Raw genomic sequence first — 24,719 nt, forward strand, 5'->3', positions numbered from 1 at the left:
GCTGTTCCTGACGCTTACAGATATTTCGGGACCACACACGACTTCTGCTCGATGTGGTGCGCGAATTCGTCGCGAAAATGCTTGATGAAACCGCGCACCGGCATGGCGGCGGCATCGCCCAGGGCGCAAATCGTGCGGCCCATGATGTTCTGCGCAACGTTGTCGAGCAGGTCGAGGTCTTCGGGGCGACCCTGGCCGTTCTCGATACGGTGCACCATGCGGTAGAGCCAACCGGTGCCTTCACGGCACGGCGTGCACTGGCCGCAGCTTTCTTCGAAATAGAAGTACGACAGGCGCAGCAGCGACTTCACCATGCAGCGCGTTTCGTCCATGACGATGACGGCGCCCGAGCCCAGCATCGAGCCGGCCTTGGCGATGGAGTCATAGTCCATGGTGCAGGCCATCATGAGGTCGGCCGGCAGCACCGGGGCGCTGGAGCCGCCGGGAATGACGGCCTTCAGCTTCCTGCCGCCGCGCATGCCCCCCGCCAGCTCCAGCAGCGTGGAGAACGGCGTGCCCATCGGGATTTCGTAATTGCCGGGACGCTCGACGTCACCCGTGATCGAGAAGATCTTGGTGCCGCCGTTGTTCGGCTTGCCGACTTCGAGGTAGGCCTGGCCGCTGTTGCGGATGATCCAGGGCACCGCCGCGAAGGTCTCGGTGTTGTTGATCGTGGTGGGCTTGCCGTACAGGCCGAAGCTGGCCGGGAACGGCGGCTTGAAGCGCGGCTGGCCCTTCTTGCCTTCCAGCGATTCCAGCAGCGCGGTTTCCTCGCCGCAGATGTACGCGCCATAACCGTGGAACGCGTGCAGCTGGAAGCTGAAATCGGAGCCGAACAGCTTGTCGCCCAGGAAGCCCGCGGCGCGCGCCTCTTCCAGGGCTTCCTCGAAGCGTTCGTAGACTTCGAAGATTTCGCCGTGGATGTAGTTGTAGCCCACGCTGATGCCCATCGCGAAGGCGGCGATGGCCATGCCTTCGATGACGATGTGCGGGTTGAAGCGCAGGATGTCGCGATCCTTGAACGTGCCCGGTTCGCCTTCGTCCGAGTTGCAGACCAGGTACTTCTGGCCCGGGAAGGCGCGCGGCATGAAGCTCCACTTCAGGCCGGTAGGGAAGCCCGCGCCGCCACGGCCACGCAGGCCCGACGCCTTGACTTCGGCGATCACGTCTTCCGGCTTCATGCCGGTGGTCAGGATCTTGCGCAGGGCCTCGTAGCCGCCGCGCTTGACGTACTCTTCGAGGCGCCAGTTGGCGCCGTCGACGCCGTCGAGGATCTGCGGCTGGATGTGGCGGCCATGGAAGCACATCGAGGTGGCCGGATCGTTGGCCGGATCGGCCACCAGGCCCTGGGCCAGGTTCTTGTAGAGATCAGGCGCGTTCATGCCGATTCTCCCTTCAGGGTATCGATCAGCGCGTCAAGCTTCTGCTCGTCCATACGCACGCACATATGCTTGTTGTTGACGATCACGACCGGCGAATCGCCGCAAGCGCCCATGCACTCGCCCTCGATCAGCGTGAACTTGCCGTCGGCCGTGGTTTCACGGTATTCGACGCCCAGCTTGCGCTTGAGGTAGTCGCCAGCACGCTCGCCGTCGCGCAAGGCACAGGGCAAGTTGGTGCAGACGGCGATCTTGTGGCGGCCCACGGGGGCGACGTCGAACATGTTGTAGAACGTGGCGACTTCCTGCACGGCGATCGGCGGCACGCCGATGTAGTTCGCGACGTCTTCGATCACTTCGGTGGGCAGCCAGCCCTTTTCTTCTTGCGCGATGGCAAGCGAGGCCATGATGGCCGACTGCCGCTGGTCGGCCGGGAACTTCGCGAGTTCTCGATCGATCTTCTGGTAGGCCTGTTCGGAAAGCAGCATGATGGGAATCCGGTTCTTATGCGGGCGCTCTGTACTGGCGGCGGGCCGTCAGCGGTCGATCTCGCCGAAAACGATGTCCTGCGTACCGATGATGGTGACGGCGTCGGCGATCATGTGGCCGCGCGACATTTCATCGAGGGATTGCAGGTGGGCGAAACCGGGCGCGCGGATCTTCAGGCGGTACGGTTTGTTGGCGCCGTCGGACACCAGATAGATGCCGAACTCGCCCTTCGGGTGCTCGACCGAGGCATAGGCCTCGCCCGGGGGCACGTGGAAGCCTTCGGTGAAGAGCTTGAAGTGGTGGATCAGCTCTTCCATGTTGGTCTTCATGGCCGTGCGGCTGGGCGGCGCGACCTTGTGGTTCTCGACCATGACCGGGCCGGGATTGTTGCGCAGCCACTCGATGCACTGGCGGATGATGCGGTTGCTTTCGCGCAGCTCGGCCACGCGGACCAGATAGCGATCGTAGCAGTCGCCATTGACGCCGACCGGCACGTCGAAGTCGACCAGGTCATAGACTTCGTAGGGTTGCGTCTTGCGCAGGTCCCAGGCCACGCCCGAACCACGCAGCATCGGGCCGGTGAAGCCCAGCGCCTTGGCGCGATCGGGATCGACCACGCCGATGCCGACCAGGCGCTGCTTCCAGATGCGGTTGTCGGTGAGCAGGGTTTCGTACTCGTCGACGCAGGCGGGGAAGCGGTTGGTGAAGTCTTCCAGGAAGTCCAGCAGCGAACCGGAGCGCGCGTCGTTGATCGCGCGGACGTCCTTCTCGCTGCGGTACTTGTTGGTGTTCTGGAACTGCGGCATGGCGTCGGGCAGGTCGCGGTAGACACCGCCCGGACGGTAGTAGGCCGCGTGCATGCGGGCGCCCGAGACGGCCTCGTAGGCGTCCATCAGGTCTTCGCGCTCGCGGAAGGCATACAGGAAGACCGCCATGGCGCCCACGTCCAGCGCGTGCGAACCCAGGGACATCAGGTGGTTCAGGATGCGCGTGACTTCATCGAACATCACGCGGATGTATTGCGCGCGCAGCGGCGGCTCGACACCCAGCAGCTTCTCGATGGCCATGACGTAGGCGTGCTCGTTGCACATCATCGAGACGTAGTCCAGGCGGTCCATGTAGGGCAGCGCCTGGATGAAGGTCTTGTGCTCGGCCAGCTTTTCGGTGGCACGGTGCAGCAGGCCGATGTGCGGGTCGGCGCGCTGGATGACTTCGCCGTCCAGTTCGAGCACTAGGCGCAGCACACCGTGCGCGGCCGGGTGCTGCGGACCGAAGTTGAGCGTGTAGTTCTTGATTTCTGCCATGATTAACGCCCCATGCCGTAGGAGTCTTCACGCACGACGCGCGGGGTGATCTCGCGCGGATCGATCGTGACCGGCTGGTAGATGACGCGCTTCTGCTCGGGGTCGTAGCGCATCTCGACCGTGCCAGACAGCGGGAAGTCCTTGCGGAACGGATGGCCGATGAAGCCATAGTCCGTCAGGATGCGGCGCAGGTCGGGGTGGCCTTCGAAAATGATGCCGTACAGGTCGAACGTCTCGCGCTCGTACCAGTTGACGCCCGGCCAGCACTCGACCAGCGAGGCCACGACGGGGAACTCGTCGTCGGTGGCGAAGGTGCGCACGCGCAGACGCCAGTTGTGCTCGATGGACAGCAGGTGGATCACGACGGCGTAGCGGCCGCGCGGCGGCGTGCCGGCCTGCGCGTCGCGCTGGGTACGGGTGCCGTTGCCCCAGGTGAGATAGTCGACGCCGGAGAGGTCGATACAGCTTTCGAAGCGCAGGCCGGGATCGGTGCGCAGCTTGGTGCAAGCGGAGAACCACTGCTCGGCCGGCACTTCGAGGGTCAGTTCGCCCAGCGCCTCAGTCAGCGCGGCTTCCTGGCCGAATGCGGCCTGCAAATGGGTTTTCAGGGTTTCGAGCCTGGTCATCATCATGTACGCATAGATAAACCGATACACAGTTCGCCGCCGCCGGTTCTTGCGAACGGCGGCAACCGCCTGGCAACTACGGGGCGCGGCTAGCGCGCGATGGTGTTGGTCAGGCGGATCTTGTTCTGCATCTGCAGCAGACCATAGACCAGCGCCTCGGCCGTGGGAGGGCAACCCGGAACGTAGACATCGACCGGCACGATGCGATCACAGCCACGCACCACCGAATACGAGTAGTGGTAGTAGCCGCCGCCATTGGCACAGGAGCCCATGGAAACGACCCAGCGCGGTTCAGGCATCTGGTCGTAGACCTTGCGCAGGGCGGGAGCCATCTTGTTGCACAGCGTGCCGGCCACGATCATCAGATCGGATTGGCGGGGACTGGGGCGGAAAATGATGCCGAATTGGTCAAGGTCATAGCGCGCCGCGCCGGCGTGCATCATCTCGACCGCGCAACAGGCCAGACCGAAGGTCATGGGCCACATCGAACCGGTTTTTGCCCAGTTGATGAACTTGTCGGCGCTGGTGGTGATGAAACCTTGCTTGAGAATGCCGTCTATAGCCATTTTGGTCCCTGATGGCGAGCTGGTGGGTAAGTGCGGGGATGGCCCCGGTCATTCCCAGTCGAGCGCGCCCTTTTTCCATTCGTAGATGAAGCCCACCGTCAGCACGGTCAGGAAGACCATGACCGTCCAGAATCCGACGAGGCCGACCGTGCCCTGGGCGATGGCCCATGGGAACAAGAACGCGATTTCCAGGTCGAACAGGATGAAGAGGATGGCGACCAGGTAATAGCGCACATCGAACTTCATGCGGGCGTCTTCGAAAGCCTCGAAGCCGCACTCATAGGGCGAGAGCTTTTCGGCGTACGGACGCCGCGGCCCTAGCAGAGAACCCGCCGTCAACAGGGCAAACCCGATCAGGGTTGCCACTACGATAAACAGCAGGACGGGGAAGTACTGTTGCAGGTTCATTGAAGCGTCCGTCAAATGCTCAAACCTTCAGATTGTAGCATTCAACTGGTTACTCAGCCCTGAACCCGGTAACGACAAGGCACTATTCCATACATGGAAAAAGCCACCCAAAGGGTGGCTTTTTCAACGAACGGACCGAAGCCCGCTCATGCCGTGCCAATCGAGGCAGGGCTTGCGCCCTGCATTCGATTAGAAGCGGTGGCGGATGCCCACGCCAGCAGCGGTGCTCTTGGCGTCGTCGATGAACAGCGCGTCCTTGGCGTACGAACCGTACACGTACAGGTTGGTGCGCTTCGACAGGTTGTACGTGGCGCCCAAGCTCCAGACGTTGGAGGTTTCTTCGCCGCCGGTCAGGGCGTCGTTCTTGGGATCGATACGCTGCCACGAACCGAACAGGCTGGTCGCCGCGCCCAGGGGAGCGGTCAGGCCGACCATGTACGAGTTGGCGCGGAAGCCATCAGCAAAGCTGTAGGTCGGGTACGAGGTCGTGCCGGGAACGCCACCGGTCGGGGCGCCAGGACCTTGACCAGCGAACCAGCCGTCTTCGGTGCGAGCGTAGGCCAGGGCCAGCTTCACGACTTCAAAGTCGTACGAAGCGCCGATCGTGTACTGACGCGGCGTGGCATCCTGGGTGGCTTGGCTGGCAGCGGCCGAGGCATTCAGTTGGTCGAAGGCCAGAGCGATTTGCAGCGGGCCGTTGGCGTAACGAGCGCCAGCGGTGATCGCACGGGTGTTCTCGGCCGTGGCGAAGTTGCCCGAACCGTTCACGTTGAACGAGTAGCCGGCGCCGATCTGGAAGCCACCGAACGACGGGGTCTGATACAGGACCATGTTGTCGTAGCGGTTGGTGTTGGCAGCGCTGAAGGCGTGGCCGATGTTGGCTTGGGCGAAGCCGGCGCCGAACGGGTCGATCGAGCCGAAGAACTTCGACGCGATGTTGGTCTGGCGACCGAAGTCCAGTTGGCCCCAGCTGTCGCTGGCCAGGCCGACCGTGGCTTGGCGACCGAACAGACGACCACCTTGAGCCGAGTTACCGGTGCTGGAGTCGAAACCCGATTCCAGTTGGAAGACAGCACGCAGGCCGCCACCCAGATCCTCGGTACCACGCAGACCCCAGCGCGAGCCGTTTTGCACGCCGTTGATCATGCCGATGCGGCTGTGATCGTAGGCCGGGGTATCGATCTTGTTGTAGCCGATACCGGTGTCGATGATGCCGTACAGCGTCACCGAGGTTTCAGCCTGGGCAATGCCAGCGAAGCCGGCGAGCAGGGCGGCTGCGAGCAGAGTCTTTTTCATTGAAGAAATCTCCGTTGATTTGAGTGACAAGAGCAGCGATCTAACTTGCCGCCCCCCTAACTCCGCGAAGGGAAGTTGACGCTATTGCATCAAAAATCGGCAGGACTGGCTACGTTGCAAGCCCGAAAAACCGTGCTTTCCGGCACTCCTGTTGGAAACGTGCAACACACGCGCCCAAGGTGAGCAGATACTGCCCGAGGAAGCCGCGCCATGTGCCTGTTTTTCTAGGGAAAACCCGCATCAGCTCATGGCGCGGCAAACAGGCTGCTGCAAGCTTCCCGATCAGATAACATTGTTATTCACATCAAGTCGCCCGCACATTCGCCCCTCGTCCATGCCGGATTTGCCCCCCGCCCCTTCAACCGCCCCCCTGATCCCCCCACGCCGGCAGGCCATTCTGGACGCCGCCCAACGGGTGTTCGCCCGCGACGGACTGCCCGCGGCCACCATGCGGGCCATCGCCAGGGAGGCCGGCTGCACGACCGGCGCCATCTACCCCTGCTTCCCGGGCAAGGAGGCGATCTACGCCGCCCTGCTGCGCGATTCGCTCGATCGGCTGCGGCGCCACCTGGCGCAAGAGCGGCAGGCCGCCACCCGCCCCCGGCACGTGATACAGGCCTTTTTCGACTATTACGCGCAGCGCCAGACCGAGTTCTCTCTGGGCATGTATCTGTTCCAGGGCATGGGACCCCACGGCCTGGGCCGGGAAACGGACGAGGATCTGAATGGGCGGCTTGCGGCCTGCATCGACGAACTGGGCGGCGGCCTGGCCGCCCAAGGGGCGATGCACGCGTCCACCGCACGGCTGGAGCAGATGAACGTCTTCACCTACCTGATGGGCCTCCTGCTGCTGTTCCACACGCGGCGGCTCAAATCGTTGAACCAACAAGCCCAGCCCCTGCTGGACCAATTCTGCGACACCCTGGAGCAACGCCAGCCATGAACAGCCCCACCCCCGCCCGCATCAGCGTGGCCGACTTCCGGCGCCTGCTGCAAGAGCAGCACCCGTTCGCGCAAGTGCTGGGCATCGACATCGTCGACATCGGCCACGGCACCGCCCATGCGGTGCTGCCCGCCAGCGACGGCCATCAGCGCCTGGGCGGCATCGTCGCGGGCCCCATGTTGATGGGGTTGGCCGATCTGGCCCTGTACGCCGCCGTGGTGGGCGCCACCGGGCAGCCCGAAGCCGTCACCGCCAGCCTGACCGTGAATTTCCTGCGCAAGAGCCCTCCGGGCGCGGTGCATGCGCAGGCCCGCCTGTTCAAGACCGGCCGCCTGACGGCGGGGGAAGCGATGCTGTATCCGGAACAAGGCGGTGAACCCGTGGCGCACGTGGTCAGCACGTGGTCGGTGCCCAAAGCCTGAGCCGTATTCGCCCGGCATGACGGCGTGCGCCGATCAGCCTCGCGCCGGTCCCAGGCGACGCTCGACCACCGCCACGCACAATGCAAGCCATAGCGCCGTGACCGCAAACCCGGCCACCACGTCGCTGGCGTAATGCACCTGCAGCAGGACCCGGCTGATGCCGATACCCATGATCAGCGCGGCGGCGCCCGCCACGCAGGCGGGGCGCCAGGGCGTGGGCAGCACACGCAACAGCAGATAGCAGGCCATCCCATAGACGGCCATGGCGGCAGATGCATGCCCACTGGGGAAACTCCAGCCCGACACGGCCGCGTACTCATGTTCGAAAACGGGCCGCTCCCTTTGGAAGGCGCTCTTGAGGAACAGGTTGAGCAGCCCTCCCCCAAGGGTCGCGGCCACGCATCCTGCGCCCAGCAGCCATTGCCGGCGCAGCAGCAGCAACGAGGTCATCCCCACCGCCACCACCGTCAGGAAATCCCGGTCCCCCAAGTGGGTGAACCACGACAGCGCCCACAGCGCGCGCGGCGCCACCGAGGCGCCCAGGTGCCGGGCGAGCAGCATGTCGAACATCACCAGGCCGCCCTGCCCGCGCACCGACAACGCGAGCCCCGTGAACAAGACGGCCATGCCGCACGCCAGGCCCGCGTAAAGCGCAATGCGGCGGCGCCCCGCCGGCAGGGCCGCCGCCAGGCGCCAGATGGCCAGCGCCGCCGCCGCGGACAAGGCCGGCAGCGTCAGGAACAGCATCAGTGCGTGATCCGCGACCCAGGCGGCTATCGGGTCCATGGCGCAATCACCCGAGCGGCGTGGCGTGGATGCAGGCAAAGGCGCCCTGCTCCGCCTGGAAATCCCAGCGTTCGAGTTCGCAGCGCATGACGCCGTCCAGGGATTCGTGGCGGATCAGGTTGACCGAGTTCGGCACGCTGCCGCGCACCCGATGCGACACGGCGGTGCCGGCCTGCACCGCCCACGCACGGCGTCCGGATTCGCCTGCGGAACCCAGTACGGGCACCACGTACGGCAAATGGATGTGGCCGCCAAGGATCAGGTCCACGCCGGCGTCCACCCACTGCGGCACGGCCAGTTCGCGGCCGATCAGCAGATTGGCCACGTCCGTGGGTTCGATGGCGCGTACGGGATGATGCAGCATCACCACCTTCAATTGTCGTGGCTGGCCGGCGCGCAGCCGCTGCGCCACGCGCCGTACCTGCGCAGGCGACACCTCGCCATCCTTGTGGCGGCGCGGCCGGGTGCTGTTCACGCCCAGGACCAGCAGGCGTTCGTCTTCGTAGGAAGGCTCCAGCACCGGACCCAGGGCGCGCCGATAGTTCCCGTAGGGGTTCAGCAGGCGCGCGAACACGTTGTACAGGGGAATGTCGTGGTTGCCGGGCACGGCCAGCACCGGCAGTTGCAGCGCCTCGATGAAACGGCGCGCCGCGGCGAACTGGTTGCGGCGCGCACGCTGGGTGATGTCGCCGCTGAGCAGGACGAGATCGGGTTTCTGCCCCGCGGCAAGCGCCAGCAGGGCCTGCACTACCTCGGGTACCTCGGTGCCGAAATGCGTGTCGGTAATGTGCAGGACGACCGTCATGCCACTTCCACCCGGTGCTCCTCGGCAGGCACGAGCATCATCAGCGGCTCGGGCGAGACGCGGAATTCCAGGGGCGCTTGCATCCAGCAGATCTCGCCGTCCATGGCGACCTTGATGCCGCGGCGCCGCCGCTTGCCCAGCCGGACGGTCATGCTTTCGAAGGGGAAGCTGATGACGTTCTCCGCTTCTCCCAGGCGGCTGAGCAGGCCGCGCAGCAGCAGGCCATACAGGGCCAGCGATCCCACCGGCTTGGCGGTCATGGCCATCAGCTTGCCGCGCTCGAGTTCCTCGGCCTGCGGAATGCCGATCTGCCGCAATTGCAGCGCATTGTTGCCCACCACCAGCGTGGGCGTGCGGATCACGCCCTGCACTTCGCCACTGTCCAGGTGCAGGGCCAGCCGGCGATGCCCGCCGCGCAGCAGGGTGACAATGGCCGACCACAGCGCCACCAGGCGGCTGCGGCCATAGCGCTGCTTGTACGCCTCCCGGTCTTCGAGCAATTGCGGATACAGGCCCAGGCTGGCATTGACCAGGAAGGCCTGCCCGTTGAGCAGGCCGACCTGCACGGGTTCCAGATGCGCGCCGATCAGGCCACGCGTGGCGATCTCGGTATCCTGCGGAATGCCGTAGGCGCGACCGAAGTAATTGAACGTGCCCTGGGGCAGGATGCCGAACGGCACGCCGCTGCCCAGCACGGCGCGCGCCACGGCATTCAAGGTGCCGTCGCCCCCGCAAGCCACCACGACGCCGCCCCGGGCGCGCGCGGCCTCGACCGCGCGGCGCGCGATGTCCGGCAGCTTGGCGCCGTCGTCGACGGCAATCAGCTCGTAGGTGCGGCCGGCCTCGTCCAACACTTTCTGGATGGTCGAACGCACGAGTTCAGCGTCATTGCGGCCCGACCCCTGGTTCCAGACGATGAAGAACGGCTCTTGGCCGGTGAGCGGGGCCATGCCCCGGGCGGTGCCCTGCGGATCGGGAATCATGCGAGGGAAGATACCGAAGCCCAGGCAAGGCCGCAAGGCACGTGCAGGCCGAACAGGCAACCAGCCGCAACCCTTGAATCAAAAAGCAAATTCCACGAAGAAAAGGCCCCAGCCGCCGCCGCGCCAATCGTCCCTTGGGCCTTACAGACCAAGTTCGGAAAGTCCGGGATGATCGTCGGGCCGGCGCCCCAGCGGCCAGCGGAACTTGCGCTCGGATTCGGCGATGGGTTTGTCGTTGATGCAGGCGTAGCGATTCACCATCAGGCCATCCGGGTTGAACTCCCAGTTCTCGTTGCCATACGAACGGAACCAGTTTCCCGAGTCGTCGTGCCATTCATAGGCGTAACGCACCGCGATGCGGTTCCCGGTGAAGGCCCACAGTTCCTTGATCAGCCGGTAATCCAGTTCCTTGGCCCACTTGCGTTCGAGAAACGCGCGCGCCTCGTCGCGGTTGTTCGCGAACTCGGCGCGGTTGCGCCATCGGGTATCCAGACTGTAGGCCAGCGCCACCTTGGCGGCGTCGCGGCTGTTCCAGCCATCCTCGGCCAGGCGGACTTTCTGGATGGCGGTTTCGCGCGTGAACGGGGGCACGGGCGGGCGGATTTCACTCGGGTTCGACATGGTTTGCTCCTGGAAGAAAACGGCGTAAAGAGGAAAGATCGGGGTGGAAAACTAGCAAGTCCTGGACGCCGCCGACGCCAGCAGCGTGCGCGCCGCGCGGCCCGCGCTGGCCGCGCAGGACGGATCGCCCATGACCAGCGCCACGGCGATGGCGCCGTCGATCAGCACCAGCAATTGCCTGGCCACGTCGTCGGGATCGGCCAGCATGCAGCCGCCAGCCAGTTCACGCACATAGTCGTACAGCCGCTGTTTGTGCAGGCGGGATACCACGCGGATGGGGTGACCGGCGTCGCCGATTTCACCCGCGGCATTGATGAAGGCGCAGCCGTGAAAGCCCGGCGATTCGAACCAGCGCTGCAACGCCGGGAACATGGACAGCAGACGGTCCATGGGGTCGGCGGGGCTGGACGTCTCGTCGATGAACCACTGCATCCAGCGCTCGTCGCGCCGCCGCAGCGCGGCCGCCACCAGTTCGTCCTTGTTGGCGTAATGCCGGTAGATACTTTTGCGGGCCACGCCCGACGTCTTGACGATGCTGTCCATGCCCGTGGCACGGATGCCGTCGGCATAGACCAGTTGTTCGGTGGCATCGAGCAGGCGGATCTGGGAATCGGAGAGAGAGGCGTCGGGCTTCATGGCAATGGGAGAATGATCGTTCTCGGCATACGGCGCACGATAGAACGATCATTCTCTGCTTGTCAACGCCGCACCCGGCCGCGCTGATTTACAGTGAGGCTTCCTCTCACCCGCATCCCCCAGCGCAGGAGTTTCCCGATGTCATCCGCCCCGGCCATGAAATACGTGAAATTCGGTTCAACAGGATTGGAGGTCTCGCAGCTTTGCCTGGGCTGCATGACCTACGGCGCGGCCGACCGCGGCGCGCACAGCTGGACCCTGGATGAGGTCCGGAGCCGTCCCTTGATCCGCCAGGCGTTGGAGGCGGGCATCAATTTCCTGGATACCGCCAACACCTATTCCGACGGCACGTCCGAGGAAATCGTGGGCCGCGCGATCAAGGATTTCGCACGCCGCGAGGACGTCGTGCTGGCCACCAAGGTGTACAACCGCATGCGGCCCGGCCCCAACGGCATGGGCCTGTCGCGCAAGGCGATACTGGCCGAGATCGACAACAGCCTGCGCAGGCTGGGCACCGACTATGTCGACCTTTATCAAATCCATCGCTGGGACTACGGCACGCCCATCGAGGAAACGCTCGAGGCGCTGCACGACGTCGTCAAGGCCGGCAAGGCACGCTACATCGGCGCGTCGTCAATGCACGCGTGGCAGTTTTCCAAGGCGCAATACCTGGCCCGGGAGCATGGCTGGACGCCCTTCTCCAGCATGCAGAACCACCTGAACCTGCTGTACCGCGAGGAAGAGCGCGAAATGCTGCCGCTGTGCGTGGACCAGGGCGTGGCCGTCATCCCGTGGAGCCCGCTGGCGCGCGGCCGCCTGACCCGCCCCGCGGGCGAGATCACCGCGCGCGTGGAAACGGACGTCTACGGCGGCAAGCTGTACGACCGGACCGCGCAGGCGGATAGCGCGGTCATCGACCGCGTCGGCGAGGTGGCCGAGGCCCGTGGCGTGCCTCGCGCGCAGGTGGCGCTGGCCTGGGTGCGGCAGAAGCGCGGCGTGACGGCGCCGATCATCGGCGCGTCCAAGCCGCAGCACCTGGCCGACGCGATCGCCTCGCTGTCGCTGGTGTTGAGCGACGAGGAAATCGCCCAGTTGGAATCCCCCTACGTGCCGCATGCCGTAGCGGGATTCAACTGAGCCCATCCCTACAATACCGTTTACCGAGGGCCGTCACGGCCTTCCATCTACCTATAACGAGGCGTGGCATGGAAGCGGAATTCTGGTTGGAACGCTGGCGCGACGGACACACGAATTTTCATCAGGCACGGGTCACTCCGCCGCTGGAACGTTATTGGCCCCTGCTGTCCGTGCCGCGCGGCAGCCGCGTGCTGGTGCCGCTTTGCGGAAAATCGCTGGACATGCGCTGGCTGGCCGACCAGGGGTTGCGCGTGCTGGGTGTGGAACTGTCGCCGCTGGCCGTCGAGCAGTTCTTCGAAGAACAGGGCCTGCAAGCCGCCATTCATGAGTCCGCCGCGGGCACGCATTATGTGGCGGGCGACATCGAAATCGTTTGCGGCGATATTTTCGCGCTGGACGCGCAAACGCTGGCGGATTGCCGCGGCGTCTTCGACCGCGCGGCGCTGATCGCCCTGCCCCCTGAAATGCGCGCATCGTACGTGCAGCACATTTACAGCCAATTGCCTGACGACTATGCGGGCCTGCTGGTCACGCTGGATTATCCCCAGCAACAGATGGATGGCCCGCCCTTTTCGGTAAACGATGCCGAGGTGCAGGCACTGTACGGCCCGCACAGCGTGGCCGAACAGGTTTACCGGCGTGACACGCTGGAAAAAGAACCGAAATTCGCCGAGCGCGGCTTGACGCGGCTCGAGACGCTGGTATACCGGCTGGGCCGCAAGGGCTGACCGCGGGCCTGAAACGCACGCGCCAGCGTGACGACGGCAATCAGGGCGGGCGCGCCTCGGAAACCGCGCTGGAAAAAGGCGTTTCTCGAAAGGCTTTCCCGCACCTCCGCCCGCTTGTTGCCCTCATTATGGTGCGGACCTCATTTACATTTCAGCCTCTTGCCTCGCACAAACACCGAGCAGGCTTAGCAAGGCAAAATTACAGATCCGTTAATAACCCGGGAAAATAACGGAAAAACCTGCCCGCCTTCACCGCATCCGGCCGTTTCCGGGAGACAAAGAAATTTCATTTAACAGATACGAATTTATCGCATAAATTTCTTTATATTTGGCGCACCCGCCTTCTTATGGCAATGCGCTTTTTTCTGCCCCCTGAGCGGCCCCAAGGCCGGCAAAGCGCAGGCGGACGAACGCATGGCTTCATGCGCTGCGAGGAATCTATGTCGATTACGCCAGACTCGAACCAAACCGCCCTTCCCGTGCATCGGCCCGACGCGGGATCGCCCATCGGCGTCCGCCACGTGAAAATGAGCGAGTTCTATAGCAAATTCGCCTCGTACATCGCGGAAGCGGAATATGCCCCGGTATGCGTTTGGCGATACAAATCGCCCGTCATCTGGCTGGTGGGGCACGCGACCTGGGCCCGCCATCCGAAAATCGAGCAGTTTCTTCCCGAGGGACATATCCTGGGTCTGCTCCGCGACTCCATCAACGCCCGGCTGGACGAGGCCAATACCCTGCTTGAAGCGGCAATGCGCGCAAACAAGATGCGCGTTCCCGCGGAGCCGCTGGTGCGCGCTCTGCTCATCCGTATCCTGTATTCGATTCCGTCCGACGCCATTCTTCACGAACAGATCAACCACAATCTGCTGTACCGCTGGTTCGTCGGCTTCGATCTCAGCCAGCCCATCTGGGCGCGCCATGTCATGGAAGACGCCTTTGCCCTGCTGCTGTCTCAACGCGAAATCGTCGGACTGTTGAACGAACTGATCACCCTTGCCGCAGCGTCGAGGCAGGCATCGGCCACCCACGACTTCCACATCAACCTGGCCTTGCTCGAAGCATGGCGCGTACGGGTGGGACAGCAGGCGATCCAGCCCGAAGCCTGACGTCAGTCCTGGGCAAGGGCACGGGCGGAAAACGCCCCTCGTCGGGCGTGGCGGCCGGCGCTTGCAGGCCATTGCCTGCCTGCGAGCCCGTCTCCCCGCCAGCCCCGGCCAGGCACGCCTGGCCCTTGTCCTTGTCCTCGATCCAGGCAGTCCGGTCAGCGCCGCTGGGCAGCGGCGCGCCAGTAGCGCCCACCCACGACGCCACGTCGCTCCAGACCGTGGCGGCGCAACGGTCGCGCAGCAGCATGTGATAACCCCGCGCATAAATGGCCTGGCGCACCGGCATGACTGCCCGCATCGCGTCCAGGCGGGCCAGCGCGTCAGAGACCGATTTACGGTCCAGCACCTGCTCGTGCTGGCCGTACAGCACCAGCACCGGCACATCGTGCGGCAAGCGGTCCAGATCGTCGTAGGCGGTGGTCATCAGGTCGACCAGCCCGCTGACGGCATCGATGCGCGTGCGCTTGAGCACCAGGGGATCGCGCCCCAGGGCACGCAGCATCTCGCCGTTGTCCGAAGGCACGATCTTCAGGCCGGCGGGGGGCTCCAGCGCCATGCCGGGGAAAGTCCGGTAGGCCGCCCACAGCGTCAGCCGGTAGAACGCATTCATGGTCTGGCGGCCCCACAGCGCGGGCGCCGACAGGATCGCGCCATCGATGCGCCGGGCCAGCGGCTTTCCGCCGGGGCCCGGTTGCGCCAGCGCCGCGACGATGACGGCGCCGCCCATGCTTTCACCCAGCACATAGAGCGGCACGCCCGGCAGGCGGACGTGGATGGCGTCCACGGCGGCGTTCAGGTCGGCCACCATGGTCTCGGTGTCCGACCAGATACCCGGTTGCGGCGCCCGGCCGAAGCCGCGCTGGTCGTAGGCATAGGTGGCGATGCCCTGCCGCGCCCAGTACTCGGCGGGCTGGGCGAATGCATTCGAATAATCGTTCATGCCGTGCAGCGCCAGGATGGCGGCCCGCGGGGGCCCCGGGGGCAGCCACTGGCGCAACGGCAGCGGCACGCCGTCGGGCGTCACCAGGGCCTGGTCTTCCAGGCGGGGGGGCTGCACGGCGGGCCCCATGGGCTGGTGCGTGGCCGCGCAGCCGGCCAGCAAGGACAGCGCCAGCCCCAGCGTGGGCAAACGGAGAAGACGGGAAACCTTGCCGAGAATGAATCTGTGCACGTAAGCGGCGCCGGCGAGCAGTTGGATGCCGCCAGTATAGGCAACATCGCGGGGCGTCCCGAGGGCCGGCCCCCCCCCGGAAACACAGATGTAACCCACGTCATTGGTGCCATCTATGGGGTGTTATCCTCTGACAGTACGTGCAATGTCCAACAGAAAAAAGGGTCTGGCAACGGTGCAAGAACTAGGAACTTCGTCCACGGCTGACCTGAATCTGGATCAGTGCGCACAGGAGCCCATACGCATTCCCGGCGCCATACAGCCGTTCGGGGCGCTGCTCCTGCTCGCCGCGCATGACCAATGCGTCATCAGCGCCAGCGTCAACTGCGCCGAAGTCACTGGATTGTCCATTACCCAGGGCGAACCGCTTTCGCATAATGGCGACGAAGGCTGGAATAGCGCGCTGGATGCCATCCGCGAATGGTCGGAGGGCGAAAGCCAGACCCTCAGCGCCAACATCCGCGTGCAGGACCGCCACCTGTACATGTCCGGCTCGCGCAGCCCGCAGGGCCTGCTGGTCGAATTCGAGGCCGTCGACGCGCACCGCCACACCACGCTCGACGCCCTGTATCCGCAGTTGCGCTCGTTCCTGGACGACCTGGATCCCTCGGGTGATCCGGAAGTCATCCTGCAACGCGCCTCGGCCGAACTGCGCCGCCTGACCGGCTTCGACCGCGTGCTGGTCTACCGCTTCGACGCGGACGGCCATGGCACGGTGGTCGCCGAGGACAACAACGGCGTATTGCCGGTGTACATGAACCACCGCTTCCCCGCCTCGGACATCCCGACGCAGGCGCGGCAGCTGTATTGCCTGAACCGCGTGCGGCTGATTCCCGACTCCAGCTACGTGCCGGTGCCGCTGGAACCCGCCTTCATCGGGCCGCAACGGCAGCCGGTGGACCTGACCTATGCGACGTGGCGCAGCGTGTCGCCCATCCACGTCGAATACATGCGCAACATGGGCACGCACTCGTCCATGTCCGTCTCGCTGGTGATCGACGGCGAACTGTGGGGCCTGCTGTCGTGCCACAGCGCCGCGCCGCACCATGTGCAGCCGCAGGTACGCGCGGCCAGCGAACTGCTCGGCCGTATCCTGGCGCAGCAGCTGGGCGCCAACGAACGCATCTCCGAGCACACCCACCGCATCGAACTGAAGAAGGTCGAGGTCGAACTGGTCGACCTGCTGGCGCGTTCGCAGAGCCTGCAGGAGGGCTTCAAGGAGCGCTCCCCCGCCTGGATGTCGCTGCTGCAGGCCCAGGGCGCCGCGCTGGTCTGGCAGGACCAGATCTACACGGTGGGCAACACGCCGTCCGAGAGCCAGATCAGCCAGATCGTCGACTGGCTGGCGGACCAGGGCGTGGACCAGACCTACAGCACCGAACACCTGGCGCAGCATTGCCCCGGCGCCGAGGCCTTCGCCGACGTCGCCAGCGGCCTGGCGGCGGCGTCCATCTCGCAGGTGCATCAAAGCTTCCTGCTGTGGTTCCGGCCGCAGAAGATACGTACCGTCAGCTGGCGCGGCAATCCCCATAAATCGCTGGATCCGGTATCGGGCCGCCTGCATCCGCGCAAATCCTTCGACATCTGGCAGGAACAGGTGAGCAACCGCGCCCTTCCCTGGCGCCGCTCCGAATGCGACGCGCTGACGGACTTCCGCAACGTCGTGGTCAACCTCATCCTCAAGCGGGCGGAAGAACGCGCCGAGCTGACCGAGCAACTGCAGCGCAGCAACGTCGAGCTAGAGTCCTTCTCGTATTCGGTGTCGCACGACCTGCGCGCGCCGTTCCGGCACATCGCCGGGTTCGCCGAGCTGCTCAAGCGCCGCGAAGGCGACCTGGACGACACGTCCACGCACTACATCGACAACATCGTGCGCGCCGCCGTGACGGCGGGACGCCTGGTGGACGACCTGCTGCGTTTCTCGCACCTGGGCCGCGCGGCGCTGGCCCCGCAGACGTTGGACATGAACAAGATGGTTGCCGAGGTCAGGCAGGCCGTGGAACTGAGCCTGCCCGACGCACGCCCCAGGTGGAACATCTCGCCGCTTCCTCCCGGCTATGGCGATCCGAAGTACATCCGGCAAGTCTGGTACAACCTGATGGAGAATGCGGTCAAGTATTCCAGTACGACCGAGTCTCCCGTCATACGCATCACCGGATCGGACAGCGGCTCCAGCACCATCTTCTGCATCGAAGATAATGGCGTCGGCTTCGACATGGCCTATGTCGGCAAGCTGTTCGGCGTATTCCAGCGCCTGCACCATCACGACGACTTCGAAGGCACGGGCATTGGCCTGGCGCTATCGAAGCGGATCGTCGAGAAGCATGGCGGCTGGATCAAGGGCGAAGGCGCCGTCAACCAAGGTGCCCGATTTTCTTTTGCGCTTCCCGCTCAATGAGTCTTAAATGGAAAAAATGAAGGACCTGCGTCCCATCCTACTGGTGGAAGACAGCGCCAATGACGTCGAACTGACGCTGGCCGCGCTCGCGCAGTGCAATATCGCCAACGAGGTCGTGGTCGTGCGCGATGGCGCCGAGGCCCTGGATTACGTATATCGCAAGGGCGTCCATGCCTCTCGCCCGCCGGGTGACCCGGCCGTCATCCTGCTCGACCTGAAGCTGCCCAAGATCGACGGGCTCGAAGTCCTTTCGCGCCTGAAGGCGGATCCCCTGCAGCAGCAAATCCCCGTGGTCATGCTGACCTCATCGCGCGAAGAACGCGACGTGGTGCGCAGCTATCGCCTGGGCGTGAATTCGTTCGTGGTCAAACCGGTCGAATTCACGGAATTCTTCGAGGCGATCCGCAACCTGGGCATGTTCTGGGCCATCCTGAATCAGCCGCCTCCCATGCACCGTGAACGCGGCGCAACGAAAAGCAAACGCAGGATTGCGGACGAGCCGTGAGTGTTCTGATCCTGGAGGACGACGACCTGGATGCCGAGCTGATCCTGTATCAGCTCGGCGAAGCGCTGCCCGGCGTTGCCGTGCAGCGTGCCAGCACACGGCAATCGTACGAGGCGCGCCTGCGCCAGGGGGGCATCACGCTGGTGGTGTCCGATTTCTCGCTGCCCGACATCGACGGCTGGGCCGCGCAACGCATGGCGGCCGAACTGGCGCCGGAAGTGCCTTTCATCTTCGTATCCGGCATCATCGGCGAGGAAGTCGGCGTGAAGGCCATGAAGGAAGGCGCCACCGACTACGTGTTGAAAGAGCGCCTGGAGCGTTTGGGCTCCGCCGCTCGCCGCGCCCTGCTCGAAGCCGAAGACCGGCGCGCCCGCAAGTGCGCCGAGGAGGCCCTGCGCGACAGCGAAGAGCGTTTCCGCACCCTGTCCGACAGCGCCCCCGCCCTGATCTGGGAGACCGATGAACAGGGCGAGATGATCTTCACCAACCGCTACTTCGAAGACCTGTTCGGCCAGCCTCCCGGCGCCATGCTGGGCCAGGGCTGGCAACAGGCGATCGACGGCCGCGACCTGCCGCTGGTGCTCGACCTCATGCAGCGCGCCACGCGCGAGCGGCGCGAGTTCCAGATGGAAATGCGCGTGTTGGACCGCCACGGCGACCTGCGCTGGCTGCACTGCAAGGGCGTGCCGCGAATGGATGCCGCCGGACGCGTCCTGGGGCTGCTGGGCACCAACGTCGACATCACGGACGCCAAGCGCGCCCGCGACGAACTCGAACACATGGTGGCGGCCCGCACGGCCGAACTGCTGCGTACCAACGAACGCCTGCTGCAGGAAATGCAGCAGCGCGCCGACGCGGAAAGCGCCGCCCGCAGCGCCGAGGAACAACTGCGCCAGGCGCAGAAGATGGAGGCCTTCGGCCAACTGACCGGTGGCGTGGCGCACGACTTCAACAACTTCCTGACCGTCATCCTGGGCAACCTGGAAACGCTGGAACGCACGCTAACCCAGGCGCCGGGCCGCACGGCCACGGCGCTGGCCCACGCCAAGCTGGGGGCGCAGCGCGCGGCGGCGCTGACGCAGCGGCTGCTGTCGTTCGCGCGGCGCCAGCCGCTGCAGCCGCGCCGCATCGACCTGAACAGCCTGGTCTCCGACACCATCGAAATCCTGTCGCGCACCCTGGGCGAGCACGTCGAAGTGCGCACCGAACTGTCCGCCGACCTGTGGGACACGCTGATCGACCCCCACATGCTGGAAAGCGCGCTGGTGAACCTGGCGGTGAACGCGCGCGATGCCATGCCCGACGGCGGCGTCATCAGCATCCGCACCGGCAATGCCGAGGTCGGCATCGGCCATGCCCAGGCCAATGGCCTGTTGCCGGGCCAGTATGTGTGCATCAGCCTGGGCGACACCGGCACGGGCATTCCGCCCGAACTGCTGGACAAGGTGTTCGAACCCTTCTTCACCACCAAGGACATCGGCGTGGGCACCGGCCTGGGCCTGAGCCAGGTGTATGGTTTCGTGAAGCAGTCCGGCGGACACGTGCAGATCGACAGCACGCTGGGCGCGGGCACCACGGTGCACCTGTACCTGCCGCGCCAGAACACGGCCGGCCTGCCCGAGGCCGAGATCATCCACGACGGCGAGGCCCGCGGGGCGCGCCCTGGCGAAGTCGTGCTGGTGGTGGAAGACAACACCGGCGTGCGCGTGCATTCCACCCGCATCCTGCAAGACCTGGGCTACGTGGTGCACGAAGCCTCCGATGGCCCCGAGGCGCTGGAACAGATCGGACGCCACCCGGACATCTCGCTGGTCTTCACCGACGTCGGCCTGCCCAAGGGCATGAACGGACGCGAACTGGCCGAAGCGGCGCGCGCGCTGCGTCCCGGCCTGCCCGTGCTGTATACCTCGGGATACGCGGAAGGCGCGCTGACGCATGGCGGGCAGTTGCCGCCGGGCGTCGACCTGCTGCCCAAGCCCTTCTCGTTCGTGGACCTGGCCAACCGTATCCGCGACATCCTGGACCGCCAGGCGCCCGACGCCGCGCCTGAAGGCCCCTCGCGCATCCTGCTGGTCGAGGACGAAGACCTGATCCGCATGCTGGCGATGGATGGCCTGGAAGACCTGGGCTTCGACGTTGCCGAAGCCGCCACCGGCGGCGAGGCGCTGCGCCTGCTGGAAGCCGAGCCCGGCGCCTTCGAAGGCGCCATCGTCGACATGGGCCTGCCCGACATGAAGGGGGAGGACCTGCTGCGCGCGCTGACCCAACGCTATCCCGACCTGGCCATCGTCATCGCCAGCGGCGCTGTCGTGCCCCAGGACGAACTGCCGCCGCACCCCCGCCTGGCCTCGGTACAGAAGCCGTACCAGTTCGCGCAGCTGGGCGATGCGCTGCGCGGACTGGGCGTGGGCGCCGCTTCGCAGGGCTGAAAGGAAAGCCGCCATGCTCCATCGCGACGCGAGAGGATGGCGGCATTTCCCAGCGTTGCTCATGGCCGCCGCGCTGGCATTCGCGTCCATGGCGGCCGGGGCCGCAAACAAGCCTTGCTCGGGCAGCAAGGGCGGCATCTCGCACTGCGAGGGCGATACCTTCATCTGCAACGACGGCTCGGCCAGCGCCAGCATGAGGTCGTGCCCTGCCTACACCGGCACGGCGCGGCTGGCTGCCGAGCCCGCATCGCCCAAGGCGTCGGCCTCGGGCAACGACTGCACGTGCGCCGACAACCGCTTCTGCACCGGCCCTCGCGGCGGCCAGTATTGCGTGACGGCCAACGGCGGCAAGCGCTATCTGCGCAAGTAGGATACGCACTGCGGCCTCATCCTCCGCCGCCACAACAGGTGGCGCCATCACGCGCCTGACGCCACCTCGCCAAGACAGACCTTAGACGACGATGCAGACTTCCGGCGACGCCATGCCCAAGACGACTTCCGACCTGAGCGACCGCCAGCGGAAATTGCGCCGCAAGAAGCGCACGGCCACGCTGAGCCTGCTGGGCGCCTGCCTGGTGTTCGTCGGACTGACCGCGCTGGACCCGGGGCACCAGAACCTCTACCTCGGCGCGCTGGCGGCCATGGCCGAAGCGGCCATGGTGGGCGGCCTGGCCGACTGGTTCGCCGTGACCGCGCTGTTCCGGCATCCGCTCGGACTGCGCTGGCTGCCCCACACCGCCATCATCCCCCGCAACAAGGACCGGATCGGCGCCAGCCTGGCCGACTTCATCTGCGATCATTTCCTGGGCAAGGAACAGGTGCTGGAACGCCTGCGCGCCTTCGATCCCGCGCAGCGGCTGGTGCAGGCGCTTTCCCGGCCGGAATCGGCCGCGCGGCTGGCCGATTTCGTGGTGCGCCACGCACCGAGGCTGGTGGCCCTGCTCGATAGCGACGAGCTGCAGGACTTCATCCGCGCCAATGCCAAGGAGAAGCTGGGCAAGCTGGACGTACCGGACCTGCTGGCGCGCCTGCTGACCGTGCTGACCAAGGACGGCCGCCACCAGGAAGCGATGGACCGCCTGCTGCGCGACATCGCGGACATCCCCGGCGCGCCCACGGCGCGAGGCGTACTGGCGCAGAAGATCGCGGAAGAACTGTGGTCGGTGATGCGCTGGGTGCGGCTGGACAAGCCCGTGGCCGAGAACATCGCGGACAAGGTCGCGGCCGGCATGCGCCAGCTGTTCCTCGACATGGCGCGGGACCAGGACCATGAGCTTCGCGTGAAACTGGAAAGAAACATTCCCCGCTTCATCGCGCGGCTGCGCACCGACGCGGCGCTGCGCGCCCGCATCGACCTGTTCCGCGACCGCGTGCTGGAGAACCATGAACTGTCGCGGTACATCCAGGACATCTGGCGCGGCGCGCTGGACTGGCTGCGCGAGGACCTGGCGCGCGATGAGTCGGAAGTGCGAGCCGCGCTGTTCAAGGCCTCGCTGACGCTGGGCAAGCGCATCGATGGGCAGCCCGAGATGAAAGCCTGGTTCAACGGCTGGGTGACCGAGACGGTGGAGCCGCTGGTGGAAGAATACCGGGAGAAGATCCGGCGCTTCATCGTGGCCCGGGTCCAGGCCTGGAGCGCCGAGGAACTGACCAGCCAGCTGGAACTGAACCTGGGCAGCGACCTGCAGTCGATACGCCTGAGCGGCACCTTCGTCGGGGCGCTGATCGGCGGCCTGCTGTATGGCCTGATGCACCTGGTGGCGTACCTGGCGGGCTGACCCGCCGCCCACCAGGATGATCAGGCGCTGTCCTTGCCCGTCAGCGTCGCGAACGCCGCCAGCGCCCGCTTGCGCCCGTCTTCGTGAACGATGATGGGCTCGGGATAGTCGCGGCCCAGCTTCACGCCGGCGGCCGACAGTTGCCCGGCCGAGGCCTTCCAGGGTTCGTGGATCACCGCAGCCGGCAAGCCGGCCAGCTCGGGCACCCAACGCCGCACGTAGTCGCCCTTGGGATCGAACTTCGTGCCCTGCAGGATGGGATTGAAGACGCGGAAATACGGCGCGGCATCGGCGCCGCAACCGGCCACCCACTGCCAGTTGGCCACATTGCTGGCCGGATCGGCATCGACCAGGGTGTCCCAGAACCAGGCCTCGCCCACGCGCCAGTCGACCAGCAGGTGCTTGACCAGGAACGAGGCCACCACCATGCGCACGCGGTTGTGCATCCAGCCGGTGGTCCACAGTTCGCGCATGCCCGCATCCACCAGCGGATAACCCGTCTGGCCGCGCTGCCAGGCGCTGACGCCCGCGGGATCGTCGCGCCAGGGCATGTCGTCGAACTCGCGGCGGAAGTTGCGCGTGGGCAGATCGGGATAGTGGTAAAGCAGGCTGTAGCAGAACTCGCGCCATCCCAGTTCGGCCAGGAATTTCTCGCGGCCGCTGCCCTCGGCCGCCTGAACCGCATGCCAGGCCTGGCGCGGCGACACCTCGCCGAAGCGCAGGTAGGGCGACAGGCGGCTGGTGGCGGGCTGATCGGGGCGGTCGCGGCCTTCCGCGTAGCCGTGCAGACCGCGCGCCAGGAAATGGGTCAGGCGCTCCGTTGCCGCGGCTTCGCCGCCCGTCCAGGCGTCGCGCATGCCACCGGCCCAATCGGGCTCGGGAGGCTGAGGCAGCAGTTTCAGGTCCTCCAGCGTGGCGCGCATCGGCAACTGGGCGGGCAGCCTCGCGAAGGACAGTCCCGCAGGCGCGGGCAAGGGTGGCGCCACGCTGCCCAGCTTGCAGGCGGCGCGCCAGAACGGCGTGTATACCCGGAACGGGCCGCCCGAGCCGGTCTGCACCTCCCAGGGCTCGAACAGCAGGCTGCCGCCCGCGCTCTCGACGGTCAGGCCCCGTTGGCGCAACGACGCCTTCAAACCCGCATCCACCGTGCGCTGCGCCAGCGCATAGCGGCGGTTCCAGTACACCGCGCCCGCGCCCAGGGATTCGGCCAGGCCGGCGATGGCGCGTGTCTCGTCGCCACGCAGCAGCAGCAACGAACCGCCCTGCTCGGCCAGCGCCGTGTCCAGCGCCTGCAAGGCGCGATGCAGCCACCAGCGCGACGCGCTTCCCAGGGTACGGATGTCGGGATTGAGATCGTCCAGCACGTACACGCAGACCAGCGGCGCGCCGGACTTGGCCGCGCGCGCCAGGGCAGGATGATCGGCCAGGCGCAGGTCGTCGCGGAACCAGACGATGGCGGGGGCAATGGCGGCGGTTTCTGGCATGAGAAAAATGGAGAGGCGATGCGCAAGCAGCGGCGCAAGCAGGGCTGCGGGATGCCTTCCACTGTACAGGAAGGCATGGGCCCGGACGCCGTGGCGAGCCATTCCACCGCATACGCCAAGCCGCGCCGCAATGCCCGAATTTCAAGCGTCATCCATCGCGCCGCTGCTGCGGTGCGACATTCCGCGGCATGCGCGCAACAGCGCATGGCTGCTAGAATTCCCGCGTCAAGCACGCCTCATTACCATTACGACACACCATGGGCCTGAGCTTTTCGGCACGACGCCGGTCGTGCTGGCTCCTGCTGATCGCATTCCTCTATGCCTCGCTGGTTCCCGCATTGGGGCTGGCCAGTGGCAAGAGTGCGGTCGCGCGCACGGTGTGGGTGCAGTTCTGCAATTCGGCCACGCATGAATTCGTCGCCATCGACCTGACCGACGGCCAGTCTTCCGAAGGGGACAAGCCCTCCGCCAGCCGCGCAACGGGCCATTGCCTGTTGTGCCACTCGCCCTCCCTGCTTCCGACCACGGAAACACCGCACGTCGCGGTGGTCCTGGTGCGCTATCTGCGCCTGGTCGTGGCCGACGATCCCGCCCCGCGCGCCGCGCCGGTCTGGAACGTCTCGCTGGCGCGCGCGCCCCCCGTCGCCGCCTGAATGCCGCGCGTCCGGCCGCCTGCTTGCGCGGGCCCGGCGCGATCTCCCCACCGATAACCCGCG

25 protein-coding genes are annotated in these 24,719 nt (G+C 65.8%); 11 read left to right on the forward strand and 14 right to left on the reverse strand.

Annotated features, from left to right (window positions below; translation table 11 throughout):
* Nucleotides 1–14 precede the first annotated feature (14 nt).
* The 7 genes from nuoF to A6745_RS23755 all read right to left on the reverse strand — a co-directional run bounded on the left by nuoF (nucleotide 15) and on the right by A6745_RS23755 (nucleotide 6,068).
* A complete protein-coding gene (gene nuoF, locus A6745_RS23725; RefSeq protein ID WP_066132761.1) occupies nucleotides 15–1,382 on the reverse strand; it encodes an NADH-quinone oxidoreductase subunit NuoF in 1,368 nt (455 codons plus the stop codon).
* Nucleotides 1,379–1,867, reverse strand: coding sequence for an NADH-quinone oxidoreductase subunit NuoE (gene nuoE / locus A6745_RS23730; RefSeq protein WP_066132764.1), 489 nt, complete (start codon nucleotides 1,865–1,867; stop codon nucleotides 1,379–1,381). The genes nuoF and nuoE overlap by 4 nt, the downstream gene beginning before the upstream one ends.
* 48 nt (nucleotides 1,868–1,915) lie before the next feature.
* A complete protein-coding gene (locus A6745_RS23735; RefSeq protein WP_066132768.1) occupies nucleotides 1,916–3,172 on the reverse strand; it encodes an NADH-quinone oxidoreductase subunit D in 1,257 nt (418 codons plus the stop codon).
* 2 nt (nucleotides 3,173–3,174) lie between these two features.
* Entirely contained in the window at nucleotides 3,175–3,804 is a 630-nt protein-coding gene (locus A6745_RS23740; RefSeq protein ID WP_156513519.1) for an NADH-quinone oxidoreductase subunit C, read from the reverse strand.
* An 83-nt stretch (nucleotides 3,805–3,887) separates the two neighbouring features.
* Complete coding sequence (locus tag A6745_RS23745; protein WP_066132774.1) at nucleotides 3,888–4,364, reverse strand: NuoB/complex I 20 kDa subunit family protein; 477 nt, start codon at nucleotides 4,362–4,364, stop codon at nucleotides 3,888–3,890.
* 48 nt (nucleotides 4,365–4,412) lie between these two features.
* Nucleotides 4,413–4,772 carry an NADH-quinone oxidoreductase subunit A gene (locus tag A6745_RS23750; protein ID WP_066132778.1) on the reverse strand — a complete coding sequence of 120 codons (360 nt, stop codon included), beginning with the start codon at nucleotides 4,770–4,772 and terminating at the stop codon, nucleotides 4,413–4,415.
* A gap of 189 nt (nucleotides 4,773–4,961) precedes the next feature.
* Nucleotides 4,962–6,068, reverse strand: coding sequence for a porin (locus tag A6745_RS23755; protein WP_066132781.1), 1,107 nt, complete (start codon nucleotides 6,066–6,068; stop codon nucleotides 4,962–4,964).
* A 334-nt stretch (nucleotides 6,069–6,402) separates the two neighbouring features.
* Here A6745_RS23755 and A6745_RS23760 point away from each other — a divergent pair, with 334 nt between their 5' ends.
* Both A6745_RS23760 and A6745_RS23765 read left to right on the forward strand, forming a co-directional pair.
* Nucleotides 6,403–7,011 (forward strand): TetR/AcrR family transcriptional regulator, encoded by a 609-nt coding sequence (locus A6745_RS23760; RefSeq protein ID WP_066132784.1) that lies wholly within the window; start codon nucleotides 6,403–6,405, stop codon nucleotides 7,009–7,011.
* Nucleotides 7,008–7,433 (forward strand): PaaI family thioesterase, encoded by a 426-nt coding sequence (locus A6745_RS23765; RefSeq protein ID WP_066132787.1) that lies wholly within the window; start codon nucleotides 7,008–7,010, stop codon nucleotides 7,431–7,433. Before A6745_RS23760 ends, A6745_RS23765 begins: the two co-directional genes overlap by 4 nt.
* 33 nt (nucleotides 7,434–7,466) lie before the next feature.
* Here the strand turns inward: A6745_RS23765 and A6745_RS23770 are convergent, their stop codons facing one another.
* The 5 genes from A6745_RS23770 to A6745_RS23790 all read right to left on the reverse strand — a co-directional run bounded on the left by A6745_RS23770 (nucleotide 7,467) and on the right by A6745_RS23790 (nucleotide 11,264).
* Complete coding sequence (locus A6745_RS23770; protein WP_066132790.1) at nucleotides 7,467–8,219, reverse strand: phosphatase PAP2 family protein; 753 nt, start codon at nucleotides 8,217–8,219, stop codon at nucleotides 7,467–7,469.
* A gap of 7 nt (nucleotides 8,220–8,226) precedes the next feature.
* On the reverse strand, nucleotides 8,227–9,024 hold the full coding sequence (locus A6745_RS23775; protein WP_066132793.1) for a metallophosphoesterase family protein: 798 nt from the start codon (nucleotides 9,022–9,024) through the stop codon (nucleotides 8,227–8,229).
* Entirely contained in the window at nucleotides 9,021–10,007 is a 987-nt protein-coding gene (locus A6745_RS23780; protein ID WP_066132796.1) for a diacylglycerol/lipid kinase family protein, read from the reverse strand. The genes A6745_RS23775 and A6745_RS23780 overlap by 4 nt, the downstream gene beginning before the upstream one ends.
* A 141-nt stretch (nucleotides 10,008–10,148) precedes the next feature.
* Entirely contained in the window at nucleotides 10,149–10,628 is a 480-nt protein-coding gene (locus tag A6745_RS23785) for a nuclear transport factor 2 family protein (protein ID WP_066132799.1), read from the reverse strand.
* A 51-nt stretch (nucleotides 10,629–10,679) separates the two neighbouring features.
* On the reverse strand, nucleotides 10,680–11,264 hold the full coding sequence (locus tag A6745_RS23790) for a TetR/AcrR family transcriptional regulator (RefSeq protein ID WP_066132802.1): 585 nt from the start codon (nucleotides 11,262–11,264) through the stop codon (nucleotides 10,680–10,682).
* Nucleotides 11,265–11,420: 156 nt separating this feature from the next.
* Between A6745_RS23790 and A6745_RS23795 the strand changes: the two genes are divergently transcribed.
* From A6745_RS23795 to A6745_RS23805, 3 genes are all read left to right on the forward strand, one after another.
* Complete coding sequence (locus A6745_RS23795; RefSeq protein ID WP_066133197.1) at nucleotides 11,421–12,401, forward strand: aldo/keto reductase; 981 nt, start codon at nucleotides 11,421–11,423, stop codon at nucleotides 12,399–12,401.
* A 68-nt stretch (nucleotides 12,402–12,469) separates the two neighbouring features.
* A complete protein-coding gene (locus tag A6745_RS23800) occupies nucleotides 12,470–13,129 on the forward strand; it encodes a thiopurine S-methyltransferase (protein ID WP_066132805.1) in 660 nt (219 codons plus the stop codon).
* Between the two features lie 440 nt (nucleotides 13,130–13,569).
* The gene (locus tag A6745_RS23805; protein ID WP_066132809.1) at nucleotides 13,570–14,238 is read left to right on the forward strand and encodes a transposase; all 669 of its coding nucleotides are present in this window, start codon (nucleotides 13,570–13,572) and stop codon (nucleotides 14,236–14,238) included.
* Here A6745_RS23805 and A6745_RS23810 read toward each other — a convergent pair.
* The gene (locus A6745_RS23810; protein ID WP_197488223.1) at nucleotides 14,171–15,409 is read right to left on the reverse strand and encodes an alpha/beta hydrolase; all 1,239 of its coding nucleotides are present in this window, start codon (nucleotides 15,407–15,409) and stop codon (nucleotides 14,171–14,173) included. The two genes, A6745_RS23805 and A6745_RS23810, sit on opposite strands and share 68 nt — an antisense overlap.
* A 175-nt stretch (nucleotides 15,410–15,584) precedes the next feature.
* Between A6745_RS23810 and A6745_RS23815 the strand changes: the two genes are divergently transcribed.
* The 5 genes from A6745_RS23815 to A6745_RS23835 all read left to right on the forward strand — a co-directional run bounded on the left by A6745_RS23815 (nucleotide 15,585) and on the right by A6745_RS23835 (nucleotide 22,519).
* Nucleotides 15,585–17,807, forward strand: a complete 2,223-nt coding sequence (locus A6745_RS23815) for an ATP-binding protein (RefSeq protein WP_197488224.1) — start codon at nucleotides 15,585–15,587, stop codon at nucleotides 17,805–17,807.
* A 7-nt stretch (nucleotides 17,808–17,814) separates the two neighbouring features.
* On the forward strand, nucleotides 17,815–18,312 hold the full coding sequence (locus A6745_RS23820) for a response regulator (protein WP_231886082.1): 498 nt from the start codon (nucleotides 17,815–17,817) through the stop codon (nucleotides 18,310–18,312).
* Nucleotides 18,309–20,741: a response regulator gene (locus A6745_RS23825; RefSeq protein WP_066132815.1), complete on the forward strand. Its 2,433-nt coding sequence runs from the start codon at nucleotides 18,309–18,311 to the stop codon at nucleotides 20,739–20,741. The genes A6745_RS23820 and A6745_RS23825 overlap by 4 nt, the downstream gene beginning before the upstream one ends.
* Before the next feature lie 13 nt (nucleotides 20,742–20,754).
* Nucleotides 20,755–21,111: a YdcA family protein gene (locus tag A6745_RS23830; RefSeq protein WP_231886083.1), complete on the forward strand. Its 357-nt coding sequence runs from the start codon at nucleotides 20,755–20,757 to the stop codon at nucleotides 21,109–21,111.
* 112 nt (nucleotides 21,112–21,223) lie between these two features.
* The gene (locus A6745_RS23835; protein WP_066132822.1) at nucleotides 21,224–22,519 is read left to right on the forward strand and encodes a DUF445 domain-containing protein; all 1,296 of its coding nucleotides are present in this window, start codon (nucleotides 21,224–21,226) and stop codon (nucleotides 22,517–22,519) included.
* Nucleotides 22,520–22,539: 20 nt separating this feature from the next.
* Here the strand turns inward: A6745_RS23835 and A6745_RS23840 are convergent, their stop codons facing one another.
* Nucleotides 22,540–24,003 carry a cryptochrome/photolyase family protein gene (locus A6745_RS23840; protein WP_066132825.1) on the reverse strand — a complete coding sequence of 488 codons (1,464 nt, stop codon included), beginning with the start codon at nucleotides 24,001–24,003 and terminating at the stop codon, nucleotides 22,540–22,542.
* Between the two features lie 257 nt (nucleotides 24,004–24,260).
* On the opposite strand from A6745_RS23840, the gene A6745_RS23845 reads away from it, so the two are divergent.
* Entirely contained in the window at nucleotides 24,261–24,656 is a 396-nt protein-coding gene (locus A6745_RS23845) for a DUF2946 family protein (RefSeq protein WP_066132827.1), read from the forward strand.
* The last annotated feature ends 63 nt before the right edge of the window (nucleotides 24,657–24,719 follow it).

The sequence above is a fragment of the Bordetella ansorpii genome, from assembly GCF_900078705.1.
Classification (GTDB): Bacteria; Pseudomonadota; Gammaproteobacteria; order Burkholderiales; family Burkholderiaceae_B; genus Bordetella; species Bordetella ansorpii_A.